Here is a 20,559-nt window from a genome sequence, read left to right on the forward strand (position 1 = left end):
CCCTAGAAAAGCGAAAGCCAGGTGCCCGGCGGCAAGTAGGCGCCGAGTATCTTGCCGAAAACCAGCCAGCACCCGCCTGCCAGACCAATCGCCATCCCGGCGATTACGGTCGGTTTGCGGATGCCGAGCACTAGCCACATCGACATTGAGACGATCGTCACCGTCGCAATCACGAAGCCCAGTTTCTCCATAAGGAAACCGAAGCCAACGATGATCACGAACACCGAGGCGACGACCCGAAGTTCGGCCCGGGTCGTCGCGCTCACGACGTCTTCGTCTTCTGCGTCGTCTGCCCTCGATTGGGCTTTCCGAGATCCGGAAATAAGCATCAAGGCCGAGAGCAGGATGAGAAGGATGCCGAGGCCGAGAGGAAATGCGCGCGGCCCGACATTCTCGCCGTATCCTGGTGGAACCGTGAGGAAGACGACCGCCGTCCAGAGCGCCCCGAATACAAGAAGGAGCGTCCCGACAATCTGGTCGCGATGAACCGCGCGCATGAGCTTGCCCCGTCCGGACTACTGGTTCAGGCCGAGGTCCTTGATCAATTCGCCGATCCACTTGTCATCGGCAGCGATCTGCTCGCCGAACTGGGCGTGATCGGCGAACGCCGGCTCGAAACCGACGGTCTTCGAGGCGGCGATGAACTCCTCGCTCCCAGTCGCCGTCTTGGCCGCGGCCTCGAGGATAGCGATGACCTCGTCGGGTGTGTCGGCGGGTGCTGCGAGCCCTCGCCACATGGTGATGTCGAGATCGCCGGCACCGGCTTCGGCACAGCTGGGCACATCGGGAAGCGCGGTAATACGATCCTTGCCGGTCACGCACAGGATGTTGATGGTGCCCGCCTCCGCGTGGGAGATGAATTGCCCCGGCCACTGCAGTGCCGCGTCGATACGTCCAGCAAGCAGTTCGACCGGCGCCTTGCCCTGGTCATACGGCACGTGGATGACCTTGTCGGCGATGCCCAGCTTGTCGAGCAGTGCCATCGTCGTAAGGTGCGTGAACGAGCCCTTGCCCGAGGCGCCCACCTTCAGCTTCTTGTCCGACGACTTGATGTCATCGACCATGTCCTGAAGCGTCTCCCAACCGGCATCGGCACGGACCGCAAAGGCCGGCACTTCGACGCTAATCCTGGCGATAGGCTTGAACGCCGTGTAGTCGAAATCGGTCCGACCGCCATGATAGCCGGTGCTGATCGAGTTCGAATTCCAGACGATGTTGTATCCGTCCGGATCCGTCGCGTTGACATACTTGTAGCCAACGGACCCGCCACCACCGGTGCGGGCGACCGGCACCACCGGATTGGGAAGGTTCTTCGACATCAGATCAGCGAGCAGCTGGCCGATGGTCTGTGCGGTCCCCCCGAACAGCACTGTCATCTCGACCGGCTTTTCCGGGTATTCGGCCCGGGCCGGCGTCTGGCCGAATACGAGCGCCAGAGCAGTGGCGCCGACGATCCACTTCATCGCTTTAAGTTCCACGGTCTCTCTCCCTGTTTGTGTTTTCGGTGCGCTGGTCACGCAAGTTGCGGCTTCTTCTGGGCCAGCCGGCTGCCCCTCCTCGTCTGGAGACTTGCCTCGGTATCCGCTTCGGGAAGCTGCGAGAGCGCCCAGGCATCGCGGATCACGCGCTTGGCGTTGGCGATAATGATTTCGGAGATCTCACCAGCCAGCACCGGACGCACTTCCGCGCTGACGACCGGGCGCTCCGGCTTGTCGAAGAAGCCGTTCTTGGTGAGGGCGCGGAAGAAGCTCGTTACCTCCGGCAGATCAGTTTCGCCGCCGGGCACGCCGAAGCGCGGCTGGATATCGCCGTAGGCGGGATGGCTCTTGTCGCGGAAGGCGCAATTACCGAGATGCACGGCTTCCAGATAGTCGGCCATCATCGGAATGCTGACGTCCGGATCCTCGTCCAGCAGCGGGAAATGGCTCAGGTCGGTCAGCAGACCGAAATTCGGGTAGCTCGGCCGCAGCGCCTTGGCGACATCGACGGCGTCCCCGACGTGACCGATCAGGTTCTTCTTGTCGATATCGCGGTCGAAGATCTTCAGCGTGAACTGAAGCCCGTCGTCGTCTTCCGCCGCGTAGTCCATGATCTGGCTGATCGAGTCGATGAGAAGCTTCTTGGCTTCGTCTCTCTTCTCGTCGCCAGGGTCCTTGCCGGCGATCAGCCGCACCACTTCGGCGCCGAGCTGGCGGGCCTCGTCGACGCTGCTCTTGATGGCGTCGATCGCGGTCGCGCGCTCACGCACGTCGAACGAATTGAGATTGAACTTGTTGGAGAGGACCTTCGGCTGGGTCGCGTAGGCCACCGAAAGATGGCTCTGGTCGAGCAGGTGGCGCGCCGTGTTGCGGACCCGGTAGTCCTTCATCCACCCCACCTCGACGGCGGTGAAGAAGTCGTCGGCGCAGATCTTCTCCAAAGTCTCGACAATCGGACCGACGCCGGTCTCGATGCCCGGAAAGGCTTTGAAGTGAACGATGCCGATCCGCATCTTCTGGTACATGCTCACGTCCATTGGGCGTCTCCCTTCCATTCGCCTTGTCGACTCCGCCGTAATCCAAATGGCGGTTCGTTATTGCTTGCGCGGCGCTCCCTGGTCCCGTCGGTTTCCGGCTTTATTCCGCGGCCTCCCTGACGGAACTTTCGGAACGTGCCTTTTCAGCGAGGGCCGCGATGATCTTCTCCGGCGTCGCCGGCAGCGAGGTAATGCGCACGCCGATGGCGTCGTAGATCGCGTTCATGATTGCCGGCGCCGTAGGCACCAGCGCCGGCTCGCCGATCCCCTTGGCGCCAAGGGGACTCTTCGGGTCGCGGTCCTCGATGATCGTCGTCGTTATTTCCGGAATGTCCAACGACGTCGGCAGGATGTACTTGGCGAAACCGTGGGTCTTCGTATGCCCCTTGTCGAGCTGGTAATCCTCCATCAGCGCCTGGCCGAGCCCCTGGACGACGCCGCCTTCGATCTGACCTTCAACGCCTCGGGGATTGATGGCGCGGCCGACGTCATGCGCCGCCCAGATGCCGAGTACCTGAACTTCGCCGGTCACCGTGTCGACCTCGACCTCGGCGACCTGACAGCCGAATACGTAGGTCTGCCAGGGGCTGCCCGAGCCGTCGACCGGATCGAGGCCGGTGCCGTGCGCGGTGAAGGAGCCCGAGCCGACCGGCACGACGCCGCGCTTCTTGCAGATGTCGACGGCCTCTTCCATGGACATCTTCAGATTGGTGCCCTCGGCCCAGATCGCGCCATCGAAGGCCTTGATGGTCTCTGCCCCGACGCCCCAATGATCGGCAAGCTCGTCGACCAGCTTGGCGCGGGCATCGCGGCAGGCCAGCGCCACCGAGTTGCCGATCATGTAGGTCTGCCGGGTGGCGCCGGCGTGGGCGGCCTCCGGCGAGCGCGCGGTGTCGTTGTCGCCGATGGTTACGTCCTCGGGCCGGATGCCCAGCTCCTCGGCGGCGATCTGCGCGAGCACGGTGAGGATCCCCTCGCCGATCTCGGTGACGCCGGTGACGATCTTGGCGGTCCCGCCGTCGTCGAGTTCGGCCCAGGCGCCGGCCCGGTCGATCGTTGCCGTACGGGCGATGCCGTACCAGCTTGCGGCAACGCCGCGGCCGCGCATCTTGCGTTGCATCACGCCACCTCCTGCCGATTGGCCGCGCTGTCCTTGCGAACCCGCGCGCCGAGGGTGCAGGGCGGGCGGGTTCCGGCGCCTGCAAGGTCGGCGCGCTGCGGACCGCGCATCGTCGGCGCACCGGCCTCCCAGCCGGAGCTGCGTTCGGCGGCGTCGAGCACCTCACCCATCGAGACGGAGTCCAGCGCCTGCCGGGTATGGGTCACCGCACCGTCACGCATCATGTTGATGCGGCGGAACGCGAAGGGATCGAGGCCCAGTTTCTCGGCGCAGATATCCATGTGAGACTCTGTCGCGAACTGCGCCTGCATTGCGCCGAAGGTGCGGAACGCGCCGGACGGCGTGTTGTTGGTGTAGATGCCGTAGGTATCGATCTGCACGTTCGGGATATCATACGGGCCGCACGACAGGATCGCCGCCTTGCGCATCACGCCTTCCGTCGACAGGCCGTAGGCGCCGCCATCGGAAATCATCCTGAACGACACCGCCGTGATCCGACCGTCCCGCTTCAGGCCCATCTTGTAGGTGATGCGTGCGGGGTGGCGCTTGGCGGTCGAAATGATCGATTCCTCGCGGGTGAACACCAGGCGCACCGGCTGGCCGGTCTTCATGGCCGCAAGCGCCAGCATCCCCTGATAGATCATGTCCTCCTTGCCGCCGAAGCCGCCGCCCACGGGGCTCATGATGAAGCGGACCTTGTTGATCGGCCTGTCGATGATCTTGGCCAGCATGTGCCGGTGATGGGTGATGTTCTGGCTCGGCGAGACGACGGTGACGACGTCGTCGTGGTCGACATAGGCCAGCCCCGCCTCCGGCTCGAGGTAGGCATGCTCGACCTGCTGGGTCGAATAGGTCTGTTCGACGATCAGGTCCGCCTCGGCGAAGCCCGCCTCGACGTCGCCCTTGCGGATCGGGATGTGCTTGACGAGGTTGTCCTGCGCATAGTCGTGCACGACAGGCGCACCGGCTTGCATCGCCTCTTCCGCGTCGAAGACGGCGGGCAATTCCTCGTAGTCGACCTTGATCAGCGACAGCGCCCTGGCGGCGGTCACCACATCGTCGGCCGCGACGGCGGCGACGGCTTCCCCGACATAGCGCACCTTGCCGCGCGCCATGATCGGCTGGTCGTGGACGAACACCCCGAAGCCGTCCTCGCCGGGAACGTCGGCGGCGGTGATGACGCAGGCGACACCGGGCAATGCCTCGGCCGCGCTGGTGTCGATCGCCTTGATGAGGGCGTGCGGGTGGGGGCTGCGCAGCACCTGCATGTGCAGCATGCCGGGCATGACCATGTCGCCGGCATAGCGCAGGCGGCCCGACACCTTGCTCGGCGCGTCGAGCCGGCGCACGTTGTTGCCGATATACGAGGCATCGACCGCGTCCGCCTCCAGCGCCGCGGCGGGCCGGGTGCCGGCGATCACGTCGCGGGCGATCTCCACCGCCTCGAAAATCTTGCTGTAGCCGGTGCAGCGGCAGATGTTTCCGCCCAGCCGCTCCTTGATCTCCTCGATGTCGGCATCGGGATTCTCGCGCAGGGCCGACGTCGCCGCCATGACCATGCCGGGAATGCAGTAGCCGCACTGGCTCGCACCGGTCTTGTAGAATGCCTTCTGCATCGGCGTGAGATCACCCGCGCCCGCAAGTCCCTCGATCGTCTCGATCTTCGTGCCTTGCGCCTTGGCGGCCGGCATCAGGCACGACTTGACCAGCTTGCCATCGACGAACACCGAGCACGTCCCGCACTCGCCGGCGCCGCAGCCTTCCTTGGTACCGGTCAGGTTCAGGTCGTCGCGCAGGAAATCGAGCAGCCGCTGGTGGGTACCCGTGCGCCGACGAACCTTGCGGCCGTTGACTTCCAGTTCAAGATTCAAATCAGACATGGGATTTCTCCCTTTCCCGAGCCGCCTGGAGCGGAGCGCCGGCATCGGCCAGCGCTTCCTCGATGGCCGCCTCGACGAAGCCGCGCACGACGGCCCGCCGGTAATCCTGACGCGTCCGGGACGCGACCCGCGACGGCGGAATGGCGCTCGCTTCCGCGATGATGTCTTGCGAAATCGGCTTGCCGTTCAGAATGGCCTCGACATCGCCCAACCGTACCGGCACCGGCCCTATGCCGCCGAGCGCCAGGCGTACGTCCTCGAAGACGGTTCCGCCCGGATCGGTCTTGACGCAGGCAACGGCGCAGACGGAGGAGATGACCAGAGACCGGCGCTGACCGACCTTCTGGAACGAACCGCCGTAGCCCTGAAGGGAGTCACAGGTCACCGCTGTGACGATTTCGCCGGGCTGAAGGGCCGTCTTGCCGGGTCCCTGGAGGAAATCGTCGACGGGAAGAGACCGTCGCACGACGGCATCGCCGTCAAGCCCCGCCATCTCTATCTCGCCGTTCAGCGCCAGCACGGGCGGTGTCCCGTCGGCGGCCGGCGAGGCGTTGACGATGTTGCCGGCCAAGGTGGCCTGTTCGCGGATCTGATCGTCCGCGAACCAGATCGCGCAATAGGGCATGCACGGCAGGTGCCGGCGCAACGTCTCGTCGGTCAGGAACTGCTGGTAGGCAACGTTGGCGCCGAGACGCACCCGCCCGTCCGCCACGGAGTAGCCGGACAGGTCCGCCACACGGCTAAGGTCGATCATGGCAGGCAGGTGCACGTTCCCGCCCCGGCCCTCCCGGGCCCACGGCAGGATATCCGTCGCGCCAGCCACCAGCCGGCTGCCCTCCGGCGCGGCGCGCCACAGGGCCAACGCCTCGTGAAGCGTCGCCGGCATGTGATACTGATCGCAGGTCAGCATGGACCGTCTCCAACGCGTATCCGCAACGCGGTCAGCTCTTCGGCGCGTAGAACGTGCCTTCGACTTCGACAATGTCGTCCTGGTTCAACCGGTCGACTTCGATAATCGTGCGCGGCGGGTACGGCCCGTCGCCCCACAGGTCCTTCTGGATCGCGTTGACGATCGGCCGATAGCGGTACATGTCCGTCACGTAGACGACGAGCCGCACCGCATCGCGCAGGGTTGCACCTTCGGATTCGGCGATCATCTGCATATTCAGGAAGGCCTGACGGACTCGGCCTTCATCGCCTTCGACGAGCGAATTGGACTTCGCGTCGATGCCGCGCATGCCGGCAACGAACACGAAGTCGCCGGCTCGGGTGCCGAGCGACCAGGTTGCGGTCGGCTTGATGCCGCCTTCCGGCGCCAAGGTCTTCACACCATTAGGCGAAAGCCCTTCAGCGGATGCCGTCGAATAGGCACCCGCGGAGATCGCGAGTGCGGTGGCGAGAGCCAGTGTGCGAATAGTCATGAAGGTTCCCTCCCGGGGATTATCGGGCCTGCCGCCCTTTTCTGACAAAGGCCTTGTTCGATGGTCTTGTTCGGCGGCCCTATTCGGCGGCTTCGGCGTGTTTCGCCGCGGCGTGCTTGTTCTTGACCACCACCTTGATGGCGTCCTCGACGCGGTCCTTGGCGTAGCGGATCGCCTCCGGCAGGTCGTCCATGCTGAAGGTGTGGGTGTGGATCAGCGTCGCGTCGAACCGCTTCTGGCGCATGAACGCCTCGGCGCGATGCGTGGCGCTCTTGCCCTCACCGCGGATGCCGTAGACGTAGATGTTGTTGCGCACGAGATGGGCGATATCGACCGCCGGCGCCTCGTGCGGGAAGGCGGCGAGACAGATCCTGCCGCCGCGGTTGACCATCTGCGCGGCCTCGTTGATGCCGTTTGGTGCGGCGGAACACTCCAGCACGTAGTCGACGCCGCCGTCGACGATGCGCCGCACGGCCTCGACCGGGTCTTCCTTGCGCACGTTGACGACGTGGTCGGCGCCGAGCTGCTTGCCGATCTCCAGGCGGTTGTCGCGCGTGCCCGTCAGGATCACCGGCTGCGCGCCCAGCGCCTTGGCGACCGCCACGCCGAGCAGACCGATCGGCCCGGGGCCCGTCACCACGACGCTCTCGCCGGCAACTAGGCCGCCGAGCTCGGTGAGGCCGTACATGGCCGTCCCCGCGGTCACCACCAGCGTGGCTTCCTCGTCCGACATGGTGTCGCCGACATGAACCAGGGTATTGATGTTGTTGACCTGGTACTCGCAGAAGCCACCATCGGTGGTGAAACCGTTCGCGCGGTGGCCCTTGTCGACGTCGCCGTAGTTCTTTCCGTAGTTGTGGCACGACGTGTACATGCCTTCCCGGCAGCGCTTGCACTGGCCGCAACCGGCATGGATCTCCACCGTCACACGCTCGCCGATCTCGTATTCGTCGACGCCGGGCCCGAGTGCAACGACCGTGCCCATGTATTCATGGCCGGGCGTGAAGCCCTTGTTGTAGGGGTCGCCGCCCTGAATCATGGCCGGCGGGCCGTGGTAGATGATCTCAAGGTCCGTCGCGCAGATGGCGACGGCGTCGATGCGAACCAGCACCTCGGCCTTGCCCGGCACCGGCACCGGCTTGTCTTGAAGGGTGAGTTCGCCGGGATTGCCCAGCACCCAGGCCTTCATGGTCTCCGGGATCGGATGGTCGGCGTTCGTCTTGACGTTGGCGGGCATTGCCATGGGTATCGGTTCCTCCTTGTTGCGCCCACGGTCACGTCCCCGTGGTGCTTTGTATCGTTGCGTCCGGCTACGGCTGCTCCAAGACCTCCTTCGGGCTTCCGAACCGGGCTGAAATGATCGAAGCGCACTGCTTGACGAGTGTCTTCACGTTTTCGAGATGCTCGCCCTCGGCGCGAATCCGGGGCATCGAACAGCTGATCGAGCCGATCACCGCACCGCTGTGATCGCGTATGGCCGCGCCGACGCACACGACGCCGGGCTGGAATTCCTCGTTGTCCATGGAAAATCCGTTACGGCGCACCAGCCGCAGGTCTTCCATCAACTCGGAAATGGCCGAGATGGTCTTGTCCGTGAACTGCTTCAATCCGCCGTGGGCGATCACCCGCGCGATCTCGGCCTCGGGCAACCAAGCGAGGATCGCCTTGCCCGTCGCGGTAGCGTGCGCGGCATCCGACTTGCCGGCGCCGTCCGAGCCGACGCGGATCGGCAGCTTCGAATCCAGCCTGGCAAGCGTGACCAGCGAGAGGCCCTGCAACACCGCCAGATAGACCGCCTCCAGCGTCTGATCATTGAGGCGCCGCAGCTCCGGCATCGCCTCGTCGAGGAGGTTGAACTGCTTGAGCCGGGATTCCGAAAGCTCGGTGATGCGCGGGCCCAGGAAATACCCCCTGGTGCGCGGCGACCGACCGACGAACCCGCGCTGCGCCAGGGTCGCCAGCAGATGGTGGCAAGTCGAGGCGTTCAGTCCAGACTTGGACGCAAGCTCGTTCAACGACATCTCGCCGTTGGCGTCTCCGAGGATCTCGAGCAGATCGAGGGCACGGGCGACAGACTGGACCGTTCGCGGTCCCTTGGCGACGGCGGACGGGTCCGTTTGCGTCCCCTGCTCCTCTAGAGCGCTATTGCCGGCGGTCGTTGCCATGGTCGAACCAAATTGATCCTGTCGAATTGACCTTGCCAAGGAGGCCAAAACCCACTCAATGAGTCAAGTATATTTTCTATTGTCGAAAGCAATTTGATATTATCAAATTTACCAGAGGCGAGAACTGTGCATTGGCACACTGGACCGCTCATAGCAGCGAACCGGCGCCCATCCTCTTGCGTAGGACAGGGCGCGCGGGCAAACCGTCACCTGGCGGCCGGGAACAAGCGCAGCGCAGGCCCGGTCACAGCGGGAATGGAAGGAAACCGAACGGATGTACCATCTGATCTACGTGAGCCAGGCCGATCGCCCCATGAGCGAGCCGGAACTTGCCGATATCCTGAAGAAGAGCCGGGACCACAACGGCCGCGACGGCATCACTGGCCTCCTCATCTACAAGGTCACGCCAGCGGCCGGCCGAGCCAATTTCATGCAGTTGCTCGAGGGCGAGAAGGACGAGGTTCTGGCCGCTTACGCCCGCATAGCGGCCGATGCGCGCCATCACACAAAGGTCGTTCTTGAAGAAGGCGAGATCGCCGGACGCAATTTCCCGGACTGGTCGATGGGCTTTCGCAATATCGACGAGGCAGACCTCGCCAAGTTCGAAGGCTACTCGGATCTCGGCTCCGAGGATTTCTGGGCGAAGGCACGGAGCGGCCATTTCGACGACGCCCTCGACCTCATGCTGTCCTTCTACGACGACAGCGCGGAGCAGGACTGAGGCTAAAGGAACGAAGCCCGAGACGCGGGAGAGTGGGTCATCCGGCCCGAGTAATCGTCGCTGACAAAGGCGTTGCGAAGCCCGTGCCGAGGGCAAGGCTCCATGAGTCAGCGCGGCTCGCCTGGACCGCTATTGAGTTCGCTCTGAGGCTGGAATTGCCCCGTGGACGGGATCAGAAAACGACTGCGGCATTCGTCAGACTGCTCGGTCGACTGAGTACCAACACGATCTCAGTTGCCGCGCGTGCGTTCCTTATTGGCCGGCCAATCAGTCACTGGGGGCCTTCTTCAACCATCCAGTCCGAAGAATATTTCTCAATCTTCAATATCAACGACGTTTCGACCTCGACCACGCCCTCGATCTGACCAAGAAAATCGGCCACGAAGCGTAGCAGATGATCATGGTCCTTGAAGAAGGCCTCGACGATGAGGTTGCTCCGTCCCGTGGCAATTCCGCAATATCGCACCTCGGATCTCTCCGAAACGGCTGACGCGATTTTCCTGACGTGATGAAGCGTCGTCTTGATCCCGAGTATCGCGGAGATATTCATCCCGGCGAGGAACGGCGACGGGACAGCAACGACCTCTATGTAGTTTCCCGAGATCAGGGCGGAGAGGCGTTTCCTTACGGTCGTTTCCGTAACGCCAAGCCGACGGGCGATCTCCGAATTGTTGGTACGCCCGTCGACTTGGAGAATCCGCACAATCTCCTGATCGATATCATCCAGCGGAACGGCTTGATCCCTGCTCGTCCGCGTACGCGATTCCGTTTCGGCTCGTTGGGCCTTCTTCACGGCAACTCCAATATGGCGGGCTTTGCGCTACCATATTTTGGTTTCCGTGAGTCGGCCATATCGTTCGGGATCCGAGCGACGCAACGCGATCGTCCGCCCCATGCCAATCAGAAAAACAATCGGCAGGGACGAAAGAATGACTACGTTCGCAACACCTTCCCGACCGGATAGAAGAGAGAAGTTCACGGTAATTAGCCATGTCGCGACGGCCAACCCGATCATGCTCAACACCGGCGCTATCGTCGTCACGAACACACCGTTGTCGGACGTCTTATCTGTTCGGAAATAGACGAGTATCGCGACCGAGCAAATAAGCTGCAAAACGATGATGGCAAGAATGCTTGGAGCGACAGCAATCAGGAACAACTCAAGGTACGGATCGAGGCCGACGAGCCGTGAAACCAGAACCACCGCGAGGGCGATCGCGGAGACCGTCAGGCACGCCGCTTGCGGGGACCGGTTCACCTGATTGATACGCCCCAGAAATGCCGGAAGCAGGCCTTCTCGACTCAGGGTGAAGAGATAGCGGGATCCCGTATTGTGGAAGGCTAGGCTGGACGCGAACGTGCTCGTGATGAGGAGCAACTCCATGACGATCGTCGCGCCGTGGCCGACATATCTTTCCGTGGCGATGAAGAACATTTCCGTCGGGCTCTCCGTTGCCACCGCGACCACTTGCGACTCTCCGAACGCGACAACCGCCACCCAGGCCATGAAACCGTAGAACACCGTCAGAAACCCGACAGCCATAAAGGTGGCCTGCGGCACGGTCTTGCCGGGGTTCCGCGCCTCTTCCGCGTAGACCGCCGTCGACTCGAATCCGATGAAAGCGCCAAAGACGATCGCGAACATCGCGCCCGTTCCCAAACCTCCGAATATGCTCGTCGGAAGTATCGGCTCGGCCGTAAATCCTTCAGGTCCGCCTGACAGAAGGACCGGAACAGCAAGCACCACCAGAATCAGCACCTCGGAGATCAGCGCTACGCCGAGAACCTTTGCGCTCAGCGAAATCTGCTGATAGCCGAGGAAGGCAACCAGTGCCCACGCTCCGAGGGAAAACCAGACCCAGTCGATCTCGATACCTGCAAGGCGCGACATGCTACCCGACGCGAACGCGCCGAATGCGCCAAGCTGGCCGAACGTGATCACGCAATAGGCGGCTGTGGCGAGCGCCGCGGCTCCGCCACCCATGACCTTTCCCAAGCTCTTGCCAATATATGCATAGAACGCGCCCCGGTTGTGGACGCGCATCGCCATCCGGGTAAAGCCGACGGCAAACAGAAGCAGAACCAAACCCGCGAAGAGTTGGGCTCCCGGCGCGCCAATACCGCCAATCATGAATGCCAGTGGCGCAAATCCCGCCACCACGAGAAGCGGCCCTGCCGCAGCCACGACGAAGAAGGCCAATTCCAGTGGCCCCATTCCTTCGTTGCTCGACGTTAAGACAAAATCCTTTGACAGGTTATTTTCGATATTTGCCATTTCCCCCCCCTTGTTGGGTCCCCTCACGGGGTTGATTTCATTTCCTCGTGAGCTGCAGCGGCTTTTGCGAAGCAATCGATCGGGGGCCGCAGGATGCCCGCACCGATCTGTCCCCCATCCTTTCCGGCGAGTCCGCCGTCGATCGCCGGTGTGATCCCGGTATCGAGAACCTTGAAAATGTCGATCCCTGTTGGCGCGCCGCGGAAACCGAAGGGCGGCAGCAAGAACTGATCGTTTTCACGCACGCAAATCCGATACATCTCGTCATTGGTGCGCTGCATCGTCGCGTAGTTCCCACCCTGGTAGGCCTGCAGCGTCGGCGCGCAGACCTGGGCAAATCCTCCAAGGCCCACGACTTCGGTTACGCAGCTCTCGCCGCCTATCCACTCCGTGTCTTCATCGGTGAAACCATCGAAGAACCGGCCTTCGAGGGTCGGATGCGGGCCACGAAACCATGTGTCGCCGAGGCCGCTCACTCGGATCGCAAAGTCCTGGCAGCTGATCGCCATTGCGGTGACCAGGCTGCTTCCGTCGACGCCGTGGGCTGCGTCGGCCATAACTTTGGCAGCCGCCATTCCGAGCCGAAGGAACGAGTATTCGTTCTCGTAGAGAAAATCGAAGGCGGCGAGCACCTCCGTCTGTCGACCGCCCGCATACAATTCGAGAAGCGACTTATTGATCTCTCGAGCAAACAGAATCGTCGCGGCGGTGTTCCGGCTATGTAGTTCATCGCCCATTCGCAGCCCCCGGGCCATCAGCGGCTTCAGGGGAATGGGCCCGCTGATTTCGATGGCAGCGGATAGAAGCGGCGCCAACGAGTCCCGGAGCCAATTCAAGGCATCGCGGACATTGTCGTCGTACGCTCCATAATTCAGCTTCAGCCGGCTCGGCCCCTCGTAGAGGCTGCAGAACGCCTTATGCCCATGAGCCGTATCCTCCACGATCACCACGGGCATCGAAGCGGAAAAAATCCCGGCTACGGAGCCGATACAGCTATGGTCCTGGGTGGATCGGACGTGGATTTTTCCATCCCGGATCAGACGGTCGGCTTCGTCGATGTCGCGCGCCAGTCCCTCGTACACCGCGCCGAAGAGAACGGCGCGGCGCTGCCCACCGGTATAGGCCGACCACTCGAGCGGCGCGCCCGACGTAAGGATCGTCTGCGGCGTCATGCCGGGCACGACATCTACGGCCGGCTCTATCCCGACTAGCTGGGGCTCGCTCGCGAGCATCCTGCCAACCGCGATGTCGTTGGCGGCGGCGCGCGCGGGATCGTTCATGTGCCTTCCTCCCGGGATATGAAGCTCAAATTCTCTGGAGATACTTTTGAATCTCCCACTCCGTCACAACGGTGCGGAATTCGTGACTCTCGTGTCTTTTGTGCTTGAGAAACGTGGCGTGGAATTCTTCGCCGAACACTTCCCTGGCGAAGCCACTTTCTTCGAACGCATCCAAGGCTTCATCCAGCGTCCGCGGGAGGGGGACGCAGCCGCGGTCGACGAGATCGGCCGGTGCCAGCTTGTAGGTATCGACATTCACGGGCTCGGGAGCCGTCAGCTTCCGCTTGATCCCGTCAAGGCCGGCCGCGAGTACCATCGCGATACCAAGGTAGTAGTTCACCGCACTGTCGGCGGTCCGCACTTCCAGGCAGTGCCGGTTTACCGGCATGCGGCACATCAGCGTGCGATTGTTTTCGCCCCACGCCTGGAAGATCGGAGCCCAGGAAATCTCGTCCATGAACCCCTTGCTCGTGAAGCGCTTGTAGGAGTTCACGGTCGGACAAACCACGGCGCTGATTGCTCGGGCGTGTTCAAGGACACCGGCGACGAAATGCATCGCCAGTTCGCTGTAGGCACCCCCGGACGCGAACAGGTTTTCTCCGTCTTTTGCCGACGCGATGCTGATATTGATGTGCGATGCCGACCCAAAATCATCCTGAAAGGGCTTCGGCATGAAGGTCGCGATGCAGCCATTCTGTCGCGCGACGTGCTTGGCCATCAGCCTGAAGATGGTCATCCTGTCGGCCATCGTCAGCGCATCGGCATAGCGGAAATTGAACTCGTACTGGCCGTCACCGCCTTCGTGGTCGAATGAGTAGACGCCCCAACCGAGCTCGTTCATGTACTTGACCATCGGCCCGAGGAATGGTTCGGCCAGCATGGTCGCTTCGATGTCGTAGCCACAGGTCGGGGGGTTGATCCTGTCCGAAGCGACGAGCGGCTCCCATCCGCCTTCGGTATCTCGAACGACGTAAAACTCGGGCTCGATTCCGACATTCGCGACGAAGCCAAGCTCCGCCGCTTCTTCGGTGACATTGAGCAGTAGATTCCGTGAGTCCTGATTGTACCGCGTTCCGTCCAGGCGGAGGCTGGAGGGAATAAGCGCAAAGCGCCTGTCCCACGGCAGGACGATCATACGATCGAGGTCCGGATACCCCGCGCACTCGTCCTCGTGGGGACCAAGTTCGCCCATCCCCTCGAGAGCACCGACTGTATAGAGCTCGGATCCGCCCAACATCGATGCCAGGCTCTCTATCGGGACGCACTTGCTCTTCGGCGCGCCGTTGATGTCGACATAAAAGCCGAAAACATACTCGACGCCCTGCTCTTTCAGAGACCGAATTTTCGAATTTAGATTGTCCATATACGCCCCCATTATCTATATCGAATTTTTTGAGCCATATAAGTTCGAATGTCAATGCTTCTTTCGCATTGAAGTTCGAATATCGATCCTAATCACTTCATGACCAGTCGAAAGACAGCAGCAAGATGGCCATGCGCCGCGACAAACCAGACATTGTGGAGACTGCGTCAACGACGACGGTCAGAAGCTGAGTTCTGGCACTGACCATCGATCACGGCGAATGCTTCGCGAGTGCTGTCAGGACATTTCAGATTGATTGCGGCGGGGTGGACACAGTTTTTCGGAGCCAGGGCACCGAACCCGACCACTGCAATTAGCCGGATTGAACGGATTGGCCGGAACGGTCGTCTTCCAGAGACAACAAGACCCTTTGCGGGGGCAGCCTGCACGGTCGCATTCAGACGAGCCCGCCGGTCGTCCGGTCCCTGGCGACCCACCCCATCTTCAGGTCACCTGCCGGCGACAAAACCGGGTCCCGTCGGCGCCTATGAGCTGGCTTCGATTGTCTTCCGAAAGCGGGACAGCGCGATACCGAACAAGACGGCGCCGATCACGGCCAGCCACAGGAACTGCGGCCAGACGACGTCGAAACCGGCGCCGCGGTAGAGAATCGACTGCGCCAGCATGACGAAGTGCGTCGTGGGGGCGGCCAGCATGACCGTCTGAACAAGTTCGGGCATGCTTTCGCGCGGCGTCATGCCGCCCGACAGCATCTGCAGCGGCAACATCACGAGGATCAGAAGCAGGCCGAACTGCGGCATGGAGCGCGCCAGCGTCGCCAGGAAGATGCCAAGCGCGGTCGTGGCAAACAGGTGCATGGCCGCGCCGGCGAGGAACAACGGAACGGACCCTTCGATCGGGACGGCTAGCATGCCCTCGACGACGAACCACAACGAAAAGGCGCAGGCCAGGAGAACGACGAGCCCCATCGACCAGACCTTCGCGGTCATGATTTCGAACGGGGTTACCGGCATGACCAGCAGGTGCTCCACCGTTCCGTACTCTCGTTCGCGGATCAGGGCGGCTCCGGTCAAAACGATCGTCAGGATCGTCACGTTGTTTATGATTTCCATAATCGCGCCGAACCAGGACTGGTTAAGTTCCGGGTTGAACCTGGCGCGCACCACGATCTCGACGGGCAGTTCGGAGGCATCGCGGCGCCGTTCCAGGAAAGCCTGCACTTCCTCGAGAATAATGGTGTGGATGTAGCCTGATCCGGTGAACGCCTGCGACACGCGGGTCGCATCGACATTGAGCTGGACCTCGGGGCGGCGACCGGCCAGAAGATCGCGCTGGAAATCGGGGGGGATGTTGATGGCAAACGTGTCGATGCCTGAATCCATCCGCTCGTCCATCTCGAACTGCGAAATCAGTTCCGGCTCGCTGAAGTACGGCGGATAAAACGCGCTGACGATACGCGTCGACACGGTCGAGCGATCCTCGTCGACAATGGCGATCGTAGCCCTGTTGAGCGTCTCCGGCATCGCGGTCGCCGCCGTGTAGATGGCGACGCTGAACGCGTAGACGATCAGGAGCACCATCATCGGGTCGCGGCGCAGGCTGCGAAGCTCCTTTACCCCGAGATCGAAAATGTTGGCCAGACGCATCGCTCAGGCCCCCTGTTTCCGCAGGAAAACGCCCGCCAGACCGACAACCACCGGCACGGACAGCAGCAACGGCACGAAGGCCATCTGAAGATCGGCAAAATCCAGCGCCTTGGAAAAGGTGCCGCGTGCGATGATCAGGAAATACGTCGTCGGATAGATCTCCCCGACAAGACGACCGAAGCCTTCGAGCGAGGAAACGGGATCGAGCAGCCCGGAGAACTGCACCGCCGGCAGGATCGTCAGGATGGCGGTGCCGAAGATCGCCGCGATCTGGCTGCGCATGAAGGTCGAGATCAGCAGGCCCAACCCCGTCGCGGCGGCAACGTAGAGCACCGCGGCGGCGGCCAGCGTCGGAAAGCTCCCCGTCAGCGGCACGCGGAATATCGCCACGGCCTGCACTGTCAACAAGAGGAAGCTGAGGATCGAAAGCCCGATATAGGGAAGCTGTTTTCCCAGCAGGAATTCCAGGCGCGTCGTCGGCGTCACATAGAAATTGACGATGGACCCCAACTCCTTCTCGCGCACCACGCTGAGCGCCGCCAGCATCGCCGGCAGCACCATGAGAAGGATCGGAATGACGGCAGGCACCATCGCAACGAGGCTCCTGACGTCGGGGTTGTAGCGATAGCGGATGGCGATATCGACCGGGGCCGCCAGCAGTGCGCCCTGGCCGCGCGCGCGCGCCTTCGCGGCGAGCCAGTTCGCGTGGACTCCTTCGACATAGCCGCGAACGGTCTCGGCGCGCTGGGGCATCGCCCCGTCGATCCACGCCCCGATGCGCGCCACGCCCCCCTTCTCGATATCGCGGGCAAACCCGGGCGGGATCTCGATCGCCAGGCTCAACTCGCCCGAGCGCATGCGCCGGTCAAGCTCCTGATAGTCGGTGATCGGCTCGCGCTCGATGAAGTAGCGGGAGCCCGAAAGATCGAAGGCATAGTCCCGGCTGGCCGCCGTCTGATCGCGATCAAGGACCGCGAAGGTCAGGTCCTCTACGTCCATGCTGATGCCATAGCCCATGACGAACATCAGGATGACGCTGCCGATAAGGGCGAGGGTGAGACGGATCGGATCGCGACGCAGTTCCAGCGACTCGATCCGGGCATAGCTCAGCATTCGTCGCGGATCGAAATGGCGGCTCCACCACGATTCCGACACCTTGCCATCGTCGTGGTCGGTTTCGTCGTCGGCCACCTGTGCGGTGCCGGGCGACCCGGCCGGCTGGGTGGCGCCGGCGCCCGCCGCTGCCTCCAGATATTCGATGAACACCTCTTCGAGCGTGTCCGCGCCGTGTTTCGTCACGAGACTGCCGGGCGCATCGGTGACGAGCACCTTGCCGGCGTGCATCAGCGAGACGCGGTCGCACCGCTCGGCCTCGTTCATGAAATGGGTGGAGATGAAGATCGTCACCTGGTCCCCGCGCGACAGCTCGATCAGCATTCTCCAGAAATCGTCCCGGGCGACCGGATCGACGCCCGATGTGGGCTCGTCGAGGATCAGCATGTCGGGCTTGTGGATCATGGCCACCGCTAGGGACAGGCGCTGGCGATGGCCGAGCGGCAAGGCGTCCGGCAGGACGTCCACCACGTCCTCAAGATCGAACCGCGTCACCATCTCGGCGACGCGCCCGGCCAGCTCGGCGGCGGGAACCTTGAACAACTTGGCGTGAAGCTCGAGGTTCTGGCGAACGGTCAGCTCGGTGTAGAGCGAGAACGCCTGCGACATGTAGCCGACGCGCCGGCGCGTCTCGATGTCGTTGGAATCCACCTCGTGACCGAACAACCAGGCCTGCCCCTCGGTCGGCGGCAGCAAACCGGTGAGCATCTTCATCGTGGTAGTCTTGCCGCAGCCGTTCGAGCCGAGGAAGCCGAAGATCTCACCCTTGCCGACGCGCAGGCTGACCTTGTCCACCGCGGTGAAGTCACCGAACCGGCGGGTCAGGTCATGCGCCTCGATCGCGATCTCTCCCTCACTGTCGGCATCGCGCGGCACGATCTCGACGGGGCGATAGGCGCGGCGCTGGTCCTCCGGCAACAGGGCGATGAACGCCCGATCCAGGGTCTCCGCGCCGGTCCGGGCAAGCAACTCGGCCGGAGAGCCGGTTTCCAGGATCCGCCCCGCGTTCATCGCGACCAACCAGTCGAAGCGGGCGGCTTCCTCCATGTAAGCGGTCGCCACGACCACGCTCATGCCGGGGCGCTCGGCGCGGATGTCGTCGATCAATTCCCAGAACTGCCGGCGCGACAGCGGATCGACGCCCGTCGTCGGCTCGTCGAGGATGAGGAGATCGGGATCATGGATGAGCGCACAGCACAGGCCGAGCTTCTGCTTCATGCCGCCCGAAAGCTTGGCCGCGGGGCGATCGATGAAGGGCGCCAGCCCGGTCTTCTCGGTCAACGCGGCGATACGCCGGATGCGCTCGGCGCGGTCATGACCGAACAGCCGACCGAAGAACTCTATGTTCTCGAACACCGACAGGGTCGGATAGAGGTTCTTGCCCAGCCCCTGCGGCATGTAGGCGATCCGCGGGCAGGCATCGCGGCGGTGACGCGCGCTCGCCATGTCGCCCCCCAGCACCGAGACGCTGCCGGACTGGATCTCGCGGGCGCCCGAGACAAGCGCCAGCAGGCTCGACTTGCCGACCCCGTCCGGGCCGACCAGTCCGACCATGCAGCCAGAGGGCAGCGCGAGGTCCAGCCCGTCCAGGGCGACGGTCTTGCCGTACCGCAGGCTGACGCCGGACAGCCGCGCGACAGGGGACGCGTCGCCCAGCTCGGCGCGGTCTATGGCCGGGCCGGTCATCCGGCAGCCGTGTCCTCGGGCAGACGGACCTTCAGGTCTTCGGGCCAATCCGCCGTCGGGTCGAGGCGCACATAGGCTATGCCGGGAAGGCCGGTTTTCACGTTGCGGACGTACTCGCGCAGCAACTCGGAGGGGATGCGCGCCTTGACGCGAAACATCAGCTTCTGACGCTCATCCGTCGTCTCGACCGTCTTCGGTGTGAATTGCGCCACATCGGCGACGAAGAAGACTTTGGCGGGAATGACATATTGGGAGGCGGCATCGAGGATCAGACGCGCCTCCGCGTCCACGGCCAACACCCCGGCCTCCGCGGTCGGCAGGAAGAAGGTCATGTAGACCTCGTCCAGGTCCACCATGTTGAGGACGGTGTTACCCGGGCCGACGACTTCGCCGGGGCGGGCGACGATGTACTGCACGCGCCCGTCGCGGGGCGCGGCCAGCAGGCTATCGTCGATCTCGACCTGGATGCGGTCGATCGTCGCCCGCACCGCTTCGATATCGGATTTCGCGGCGATCACCTGCGAGCGGGCGAAGCCGAGCGCGGCATCCGACGCGGCGAGGTTGGCAACGGCGGCGCTGACGGCCGCCTTCGCGCCCTGCACATTGGCGCGGTCCTCGTCGAGGCGCTGCTGGGTCGCCGTCCCCGTGGTCGCCAGCTCCTCGGCGCGGGCTAGGCTTTTCTCCGCGATCGTGAGTTCGGCCTGGCGCTGCTCGATCAGCGCCTGCATGGATGCCTTCTGCGCTTCCTGCTGCCTGACCCTGGACTCGGCGATCGTCACGCCGATTTTGGCGCTCTCGAGCTGGGCCTGCGCTTCGCGGAGCTGCGCCTCCAACGCCCGGGTGTCGATCTTGGCCAGCTTGTCACCGGTTTTGACGAACTGGCCTTCGCTCACGTAGACGTCCTGCACCCGCCCCGCCGTCTTGGCGGCGATGTAGATCTCGACGGCCTCGATGCGGCCGTTGCTCTTGGCAAAGCCCTTGGGAACGCCGGGCGGCTGAGCGTAAAGCCATGCCGCGTAGAGACCGCCGGCGGCGACGGCGATAAGGACGAGGCGAAGGATGGAGCGTGCAGCCTTGGGCATGGGCAGTTCCGTTGTGTTGCAGCAACGAACGCGACGAGAGACCGCGAAGATAGTGGCTGATCTCTCGCATTGCGCCATTCGCGGCGCTTAGGTGCAATGCAATATCAGCATAGCGGAGGATGACCCGGAAGGCATTTGCAATCTCGATCCGCCCGCAAAGCCGTGCCTGCCGCCTTGCGCGCTTCGGCGATGCGACGCGTTGGTACGCGGACAATGATGGCGAAGAGGGGCGCCACGCCGAGGAGCACGGACCGCATCGTCCCGAACGCCACCGAAACCATCGGGAAAAGCCCGCCGGGCCTTTACAAAATAGGCGTAAAGGCGACTGCGA

Annotated in this window: 17 protein-coding genes; 1 reads left to right on the plus strand and 16 read right to left on the minus strand. The window is 63.2% G+C overall.

Going from position 1 to position 20,559, the window contains the following annotated elements; genetic code table 11:
* Positions 1–2: 2 nt before the first annotated feature.
* The 9 genes from MUB46_RS18750 to MUB46_RS18790 form a co-directional block, all read right to left on the minus strand.
* On the minus strand, positions 3–497 hold the full coding sequence (locus MUB46_RS18750) for a tripartite tricarboxylate transporter TctB family protein (protein WP_261617487.1): 495 nt from the start codon (positions 495–497) through the stop codon (positions 3–5).
* Between the two features lie 18 nt (positions 498–515).
* Complete coding sequence (locus MUB46_RS18755) at positions 516–1,478, minus strand: Bug family tripartite tricarboxylate transporter substrate binding protein (RefSeq protein WP_261617488.1); 963 nt, start codon at positions 1,476–1,478, stop codon at positions 516–518.
* A gap of 35 nt (positions 1,479–1,513) precedes the next feature.
* Entirely contained in the window at positions 1,514–2,515 is a 1,002-nt protein-coding gene (locus tag MUB46_RS18760; protein ID WP_261617489.1) for a sugar phosphate isomerase/epimerase family protein, read from the minus strand.
* 100 nt (positions 2,516–2,615) lie between these two features.
* Positions 2,616–3,635 (minus strand): xanthine dehydrogenase family protein molybdopterin-binding subunit, encoded by a 1,020-nt coding sequence (locus MUB46_RS18765; protein WP_261617490.1) that lies wholly within the window; start codon positions 3,633–3,635, stop codon positions 2,616–2,618.
* Positions 3,635–5,515: a molybdopterin-dependent oxidoreductase gene (locus tag MUB46_RS18770; RefSeq protein ID WP_261617491.1), complete on the minus strand. Its 1,881-nt coding sequence runs from the start codon at positions 5,513–5,515 to the stop codon at positions 3,635–3,637. The genes MUB46_RS18765 and MUB46_RS18770 overlap by 1 nt, the downstream gene beginning before the upstream one ends.
* A complete protein-coding gene (locus MUB46_RS18775; RefSeq protein WP_261617492.1) occupies positions 5,508–6,425 on the minus strand; it encodes an FAD binding domain-containing protein in 918 nt (305 codons plus the stop codon). The genes MUB46_RS18770 and MUB46_RS18775 overlap by 8 nt, the downstream gene beginning before the upstream one ends.
* 31 nt (positions 6,426–6,456) lie before the next feature.
* Positions 6,457–6,936 (minus strand): RidA family protein, encoded by a 480-nt coding sequence (locus MUB46_RS18780; protein WP_261617493.1) that lies wholly within the window; start codon positions 6,934–6,936, stop codon positions 6,457–6,459.
* Between the two features lie 79 nt (positions 6,937–7,015).
* On the minus strand, positions 7,016–8,179 hold the full coding sequence (locus MUB46_RS18785) for a zinc-dependent alcohol dehydrogenase (RefSeq protein WP_261617494.1): 1,164 nt from the start codon (positions 8,177–8,179) through the stop codon (positions 7,016–7,018).
* A gap of 67 nt (positions 8,180–8,246) precedes the next feature.
* Entirely contained in the window at positions 8,247–9,101 is an 855-nt protein-coding gene (locus tag MUB46_RS18790) for an IclR family transcriptional regulator (RefSeq protein ID WP_261617495.1), read from the minus strand.
* 274 nt (positions 9,102–9,375) lie between these two features.
* On the opposite strand from MUB46_RS18790, the gene MUB46_RS18795 reads away from it, so the two are divergent.
* Positions 9,376–9,822 carry a BLUF domain-containing protein gene (locus MUB46_RS18795; RefSeq protein WP_261617496.1) on the plus strand — a complete coding sequence of 149 codons (447 nt, stop codon included), beginning with the start codon at positions 9,376–9,378 and terminating at the stop codon, positions 9,820–9,822.
* 271 nt (positions 9,823–10,093) lie between these two features.
* Here MUB46_RS18795 and MUB46_RS18800 read toward each other — a convergent pair whose 3' ends face one another.
* The 7 genes from MUB46_RS18800 to MUB46_RS18830 all read right to left on the minus strand — a co-directional run bounded on the left by MUB46_RS18800 (position 10,094) and on the right by MUB46_RS18830 (position 20,228).
* Positions 10,094–10,615 (minus strand): Lrp/AsnC family transcriptional regulator, encoded by a 522-nt coding sequence (locus MUB46_RS18800; RefSeq protein ID WP_261617497.1) that lies wholly within the window; start codon positions 10,613–10,615, stop codon positions 10,094–10,096.
* 27 nt (positions 10,616–10,642) lie between these two features.
* Positions 10,643–12,097 carry an APC family permease gene (locus tag MUB46_RS18805; protein WP_261617498.1) on the minus strand — a complete coding sequence of 485 codons (1,455 nt, stop codon included), beginning with the start codon at positions 12,095–12,097 and terminating at the stop codon, positions 10,643–10,645.
* A 23-nt stretch (positions 12,098–12,120) separates the two neighbouring features.
* Positions 12,121–13,377, minus strand: a complete 1,257-nt coding sequence (locus MUB46_RS18810; RefSeq protein WP_261617499.1) for a YlbE family protein — start codon at positions 13,375–13,377, stop codon at positions 12,121–12,123.
* Between the two features lie 25 nt (positions 13,378–13,402).
* Positions 13,403–14,740 (minus strand): glutamine synthetase family protein, encoded by a 1,338-nt coding sequence (locus MUB46_RS18815; RefSeq protein ID WP_261617500.1) that lies wholly within the window; start codon positions 14,738–14,740, stop codon positions 13,403–13,405.
* A gap of 485 nt (positions 14,741–15,225) precedes the next feature.
* On the minus strand, positions 15,226–16,347 hold the full coding sequence (locus MUB46_RS18820; protein WP_261617501.1) for an ABC transporter permease: 1,122 nt from the start codon (positions 16,345–16,347) through the stop codon (positions 15,226–15,228).
* A 3-nt stretch (positions 16,348–16,350) separates the two neighbouring features.
* The gene (rbbA, locus tag MUB46_RS18825; RefSeq protein WP_261617502.1) at positions 16,351–19,146 is read right to left on the minus strand and encodes a ribosome-associated ATPase/putative transporter RbbA; all 2,796 of its coding nucleotides are present in this window, start codon (positions 19,144–19,146) and stop codon (positions 16,351–16,353) included.
* Positions 19,143–20,228 carry an HlyD family secretion protein gene (locus MUB46_RS18830; RefSeq protein WP_261617503.1) on the minus strand — a complete coding sequence of 362 codons (1,086 nt, stop codon included), beginning with the start codon at positions 20,226–20,228 and terminating at the stop codon, positions 19,143–19,145. Before MUB46_RS18830 ends, rbbA begins: the two co-directional genes overlap by 4 nt.
* Between the last annotated feature and the right edge of the window lie 331 nt (positions 20,229–20,559).

It is taken from the genome of Microbaculum marinisediminis, assembly GCF_025397915.1.
GTDB classification, from domain to species: domain Bacteria; phylum Pseudomonadota; class Alphaproteobacteria; order Rhizobiales; family Tepidamorphaceae; genus Microbaculum; species Microbaculum marinisediminis.

Excerpts from the sequence above, each read along its gene's own strand:
- MUB46_RS18750 (WP_261617487.1), bottom strand. The coding sequence starts at position 497 with ATGCGCGCGGTTCATCGCGACCAGATTGTCGGGACGCTCCTTCTTGTA.
- MUB46_RS18760 (WP_261617489.1), bottom strand. The coding sequence starts at position 2,515 with ATGGACGTGAGCATGTACCAGAAGATGCGGATCGGCATCGTTCACTTC.
- MUB46_RS18765 (WP_261617490.1), bottom strand. The coding sequence starts at position 3,635 with ATGCAACGCAAGATGCGCGGCCGCGGCGTTGCCGCAAGCTGGTACGGC.
- MUB46_RS18770 (WP_261617491.1), bottom strand. The coding sequence starts at position 5,515 with ATGTCTGATTTGAATCTTGAACTGGAAGTCAACGGCCGCAAGGTTCGT.
- MUB46_RS18775 (WP_261617492.1), bottom strand. The coding sequence starts at position 6,425 with ATGCTGACCTGCGATCAGTATCACATGCCGGCGACGCTTCACGAGGCG.
- MUB46_RS18780 (WP_261617493.1), bottom strand. The coding sequence starts at position 6,936 with ATGACTATTCGCACACTGGCTCTCGCCACCGCACTCGCGATCTCCGCG.
- MUB46_RS18785 (WP_261617494.1), bottom strand. The coding sequence starts at position 8,179 with ATGGCAATGCCCGCCAACGTCAAGACGAACGCCGACCATCCGATCCCG.
- MUB46_RS18790 (WP_261617495.1), bottom strand. The coding sequence starts at position 9,101 with ATGGCAACGACCGCCGGCAATAGCGCTCTAGAGGAGCAGGGGACGCAA.
- MUB46_RS18795 (WP_261617496.1), top strand. The coding sequence starts at position 9,376 with ATGTACCATCTGATCTACGTGAGCCAGGCCGATCGCCCCATGAGCGAG.
- MUB46_RS18805 (WP_261617498.1), bottom strand. The coding sequence starts at position 12,097 with ATGGCAAATATCGAAAATAACCTGTCAAAGGATTTTGTCTTAACGTCG.
- MUB46_RS18810 (WP_261617499.1), bottom strand. The coding sequence starts at position 13,377 with ATGAACGATCCCGCGCGCGCCGCCGCCAACGACATCGCGGTTGGCAGG.
- MUB46_RS18815 (WP_261617500.1), bottom strand. The coding sequence starts at position 14,740 with ATGGACAATCTAAATTCGAAAATTCGGTCTCTGAAAGAGCAGGGCGTC.
- MUB46_RS18820 (WP_261617501.1), bottom strand. The coding sequence starts at position 16,347 with ATGCGTCTGGCCAACATTTTCGATCTCGGGGTAAAGGAGCTTCGCAGC.
- rbbA (WP_261617502.1), bottom strand. The coding sequence starts at position 19,146 with ATGACCGGCCCGGCCATAGACCGCGCCGAGCTGGGCGACGCGTCCCCT.
- MUB46_RS18830 (WP_261617503.1), bottom strand. The coding sequence starts at position 20,228 with ATGCCCAAGGCTGCACGCTCCATCCTTCGCCTCGTCCTTATCGCCGTC.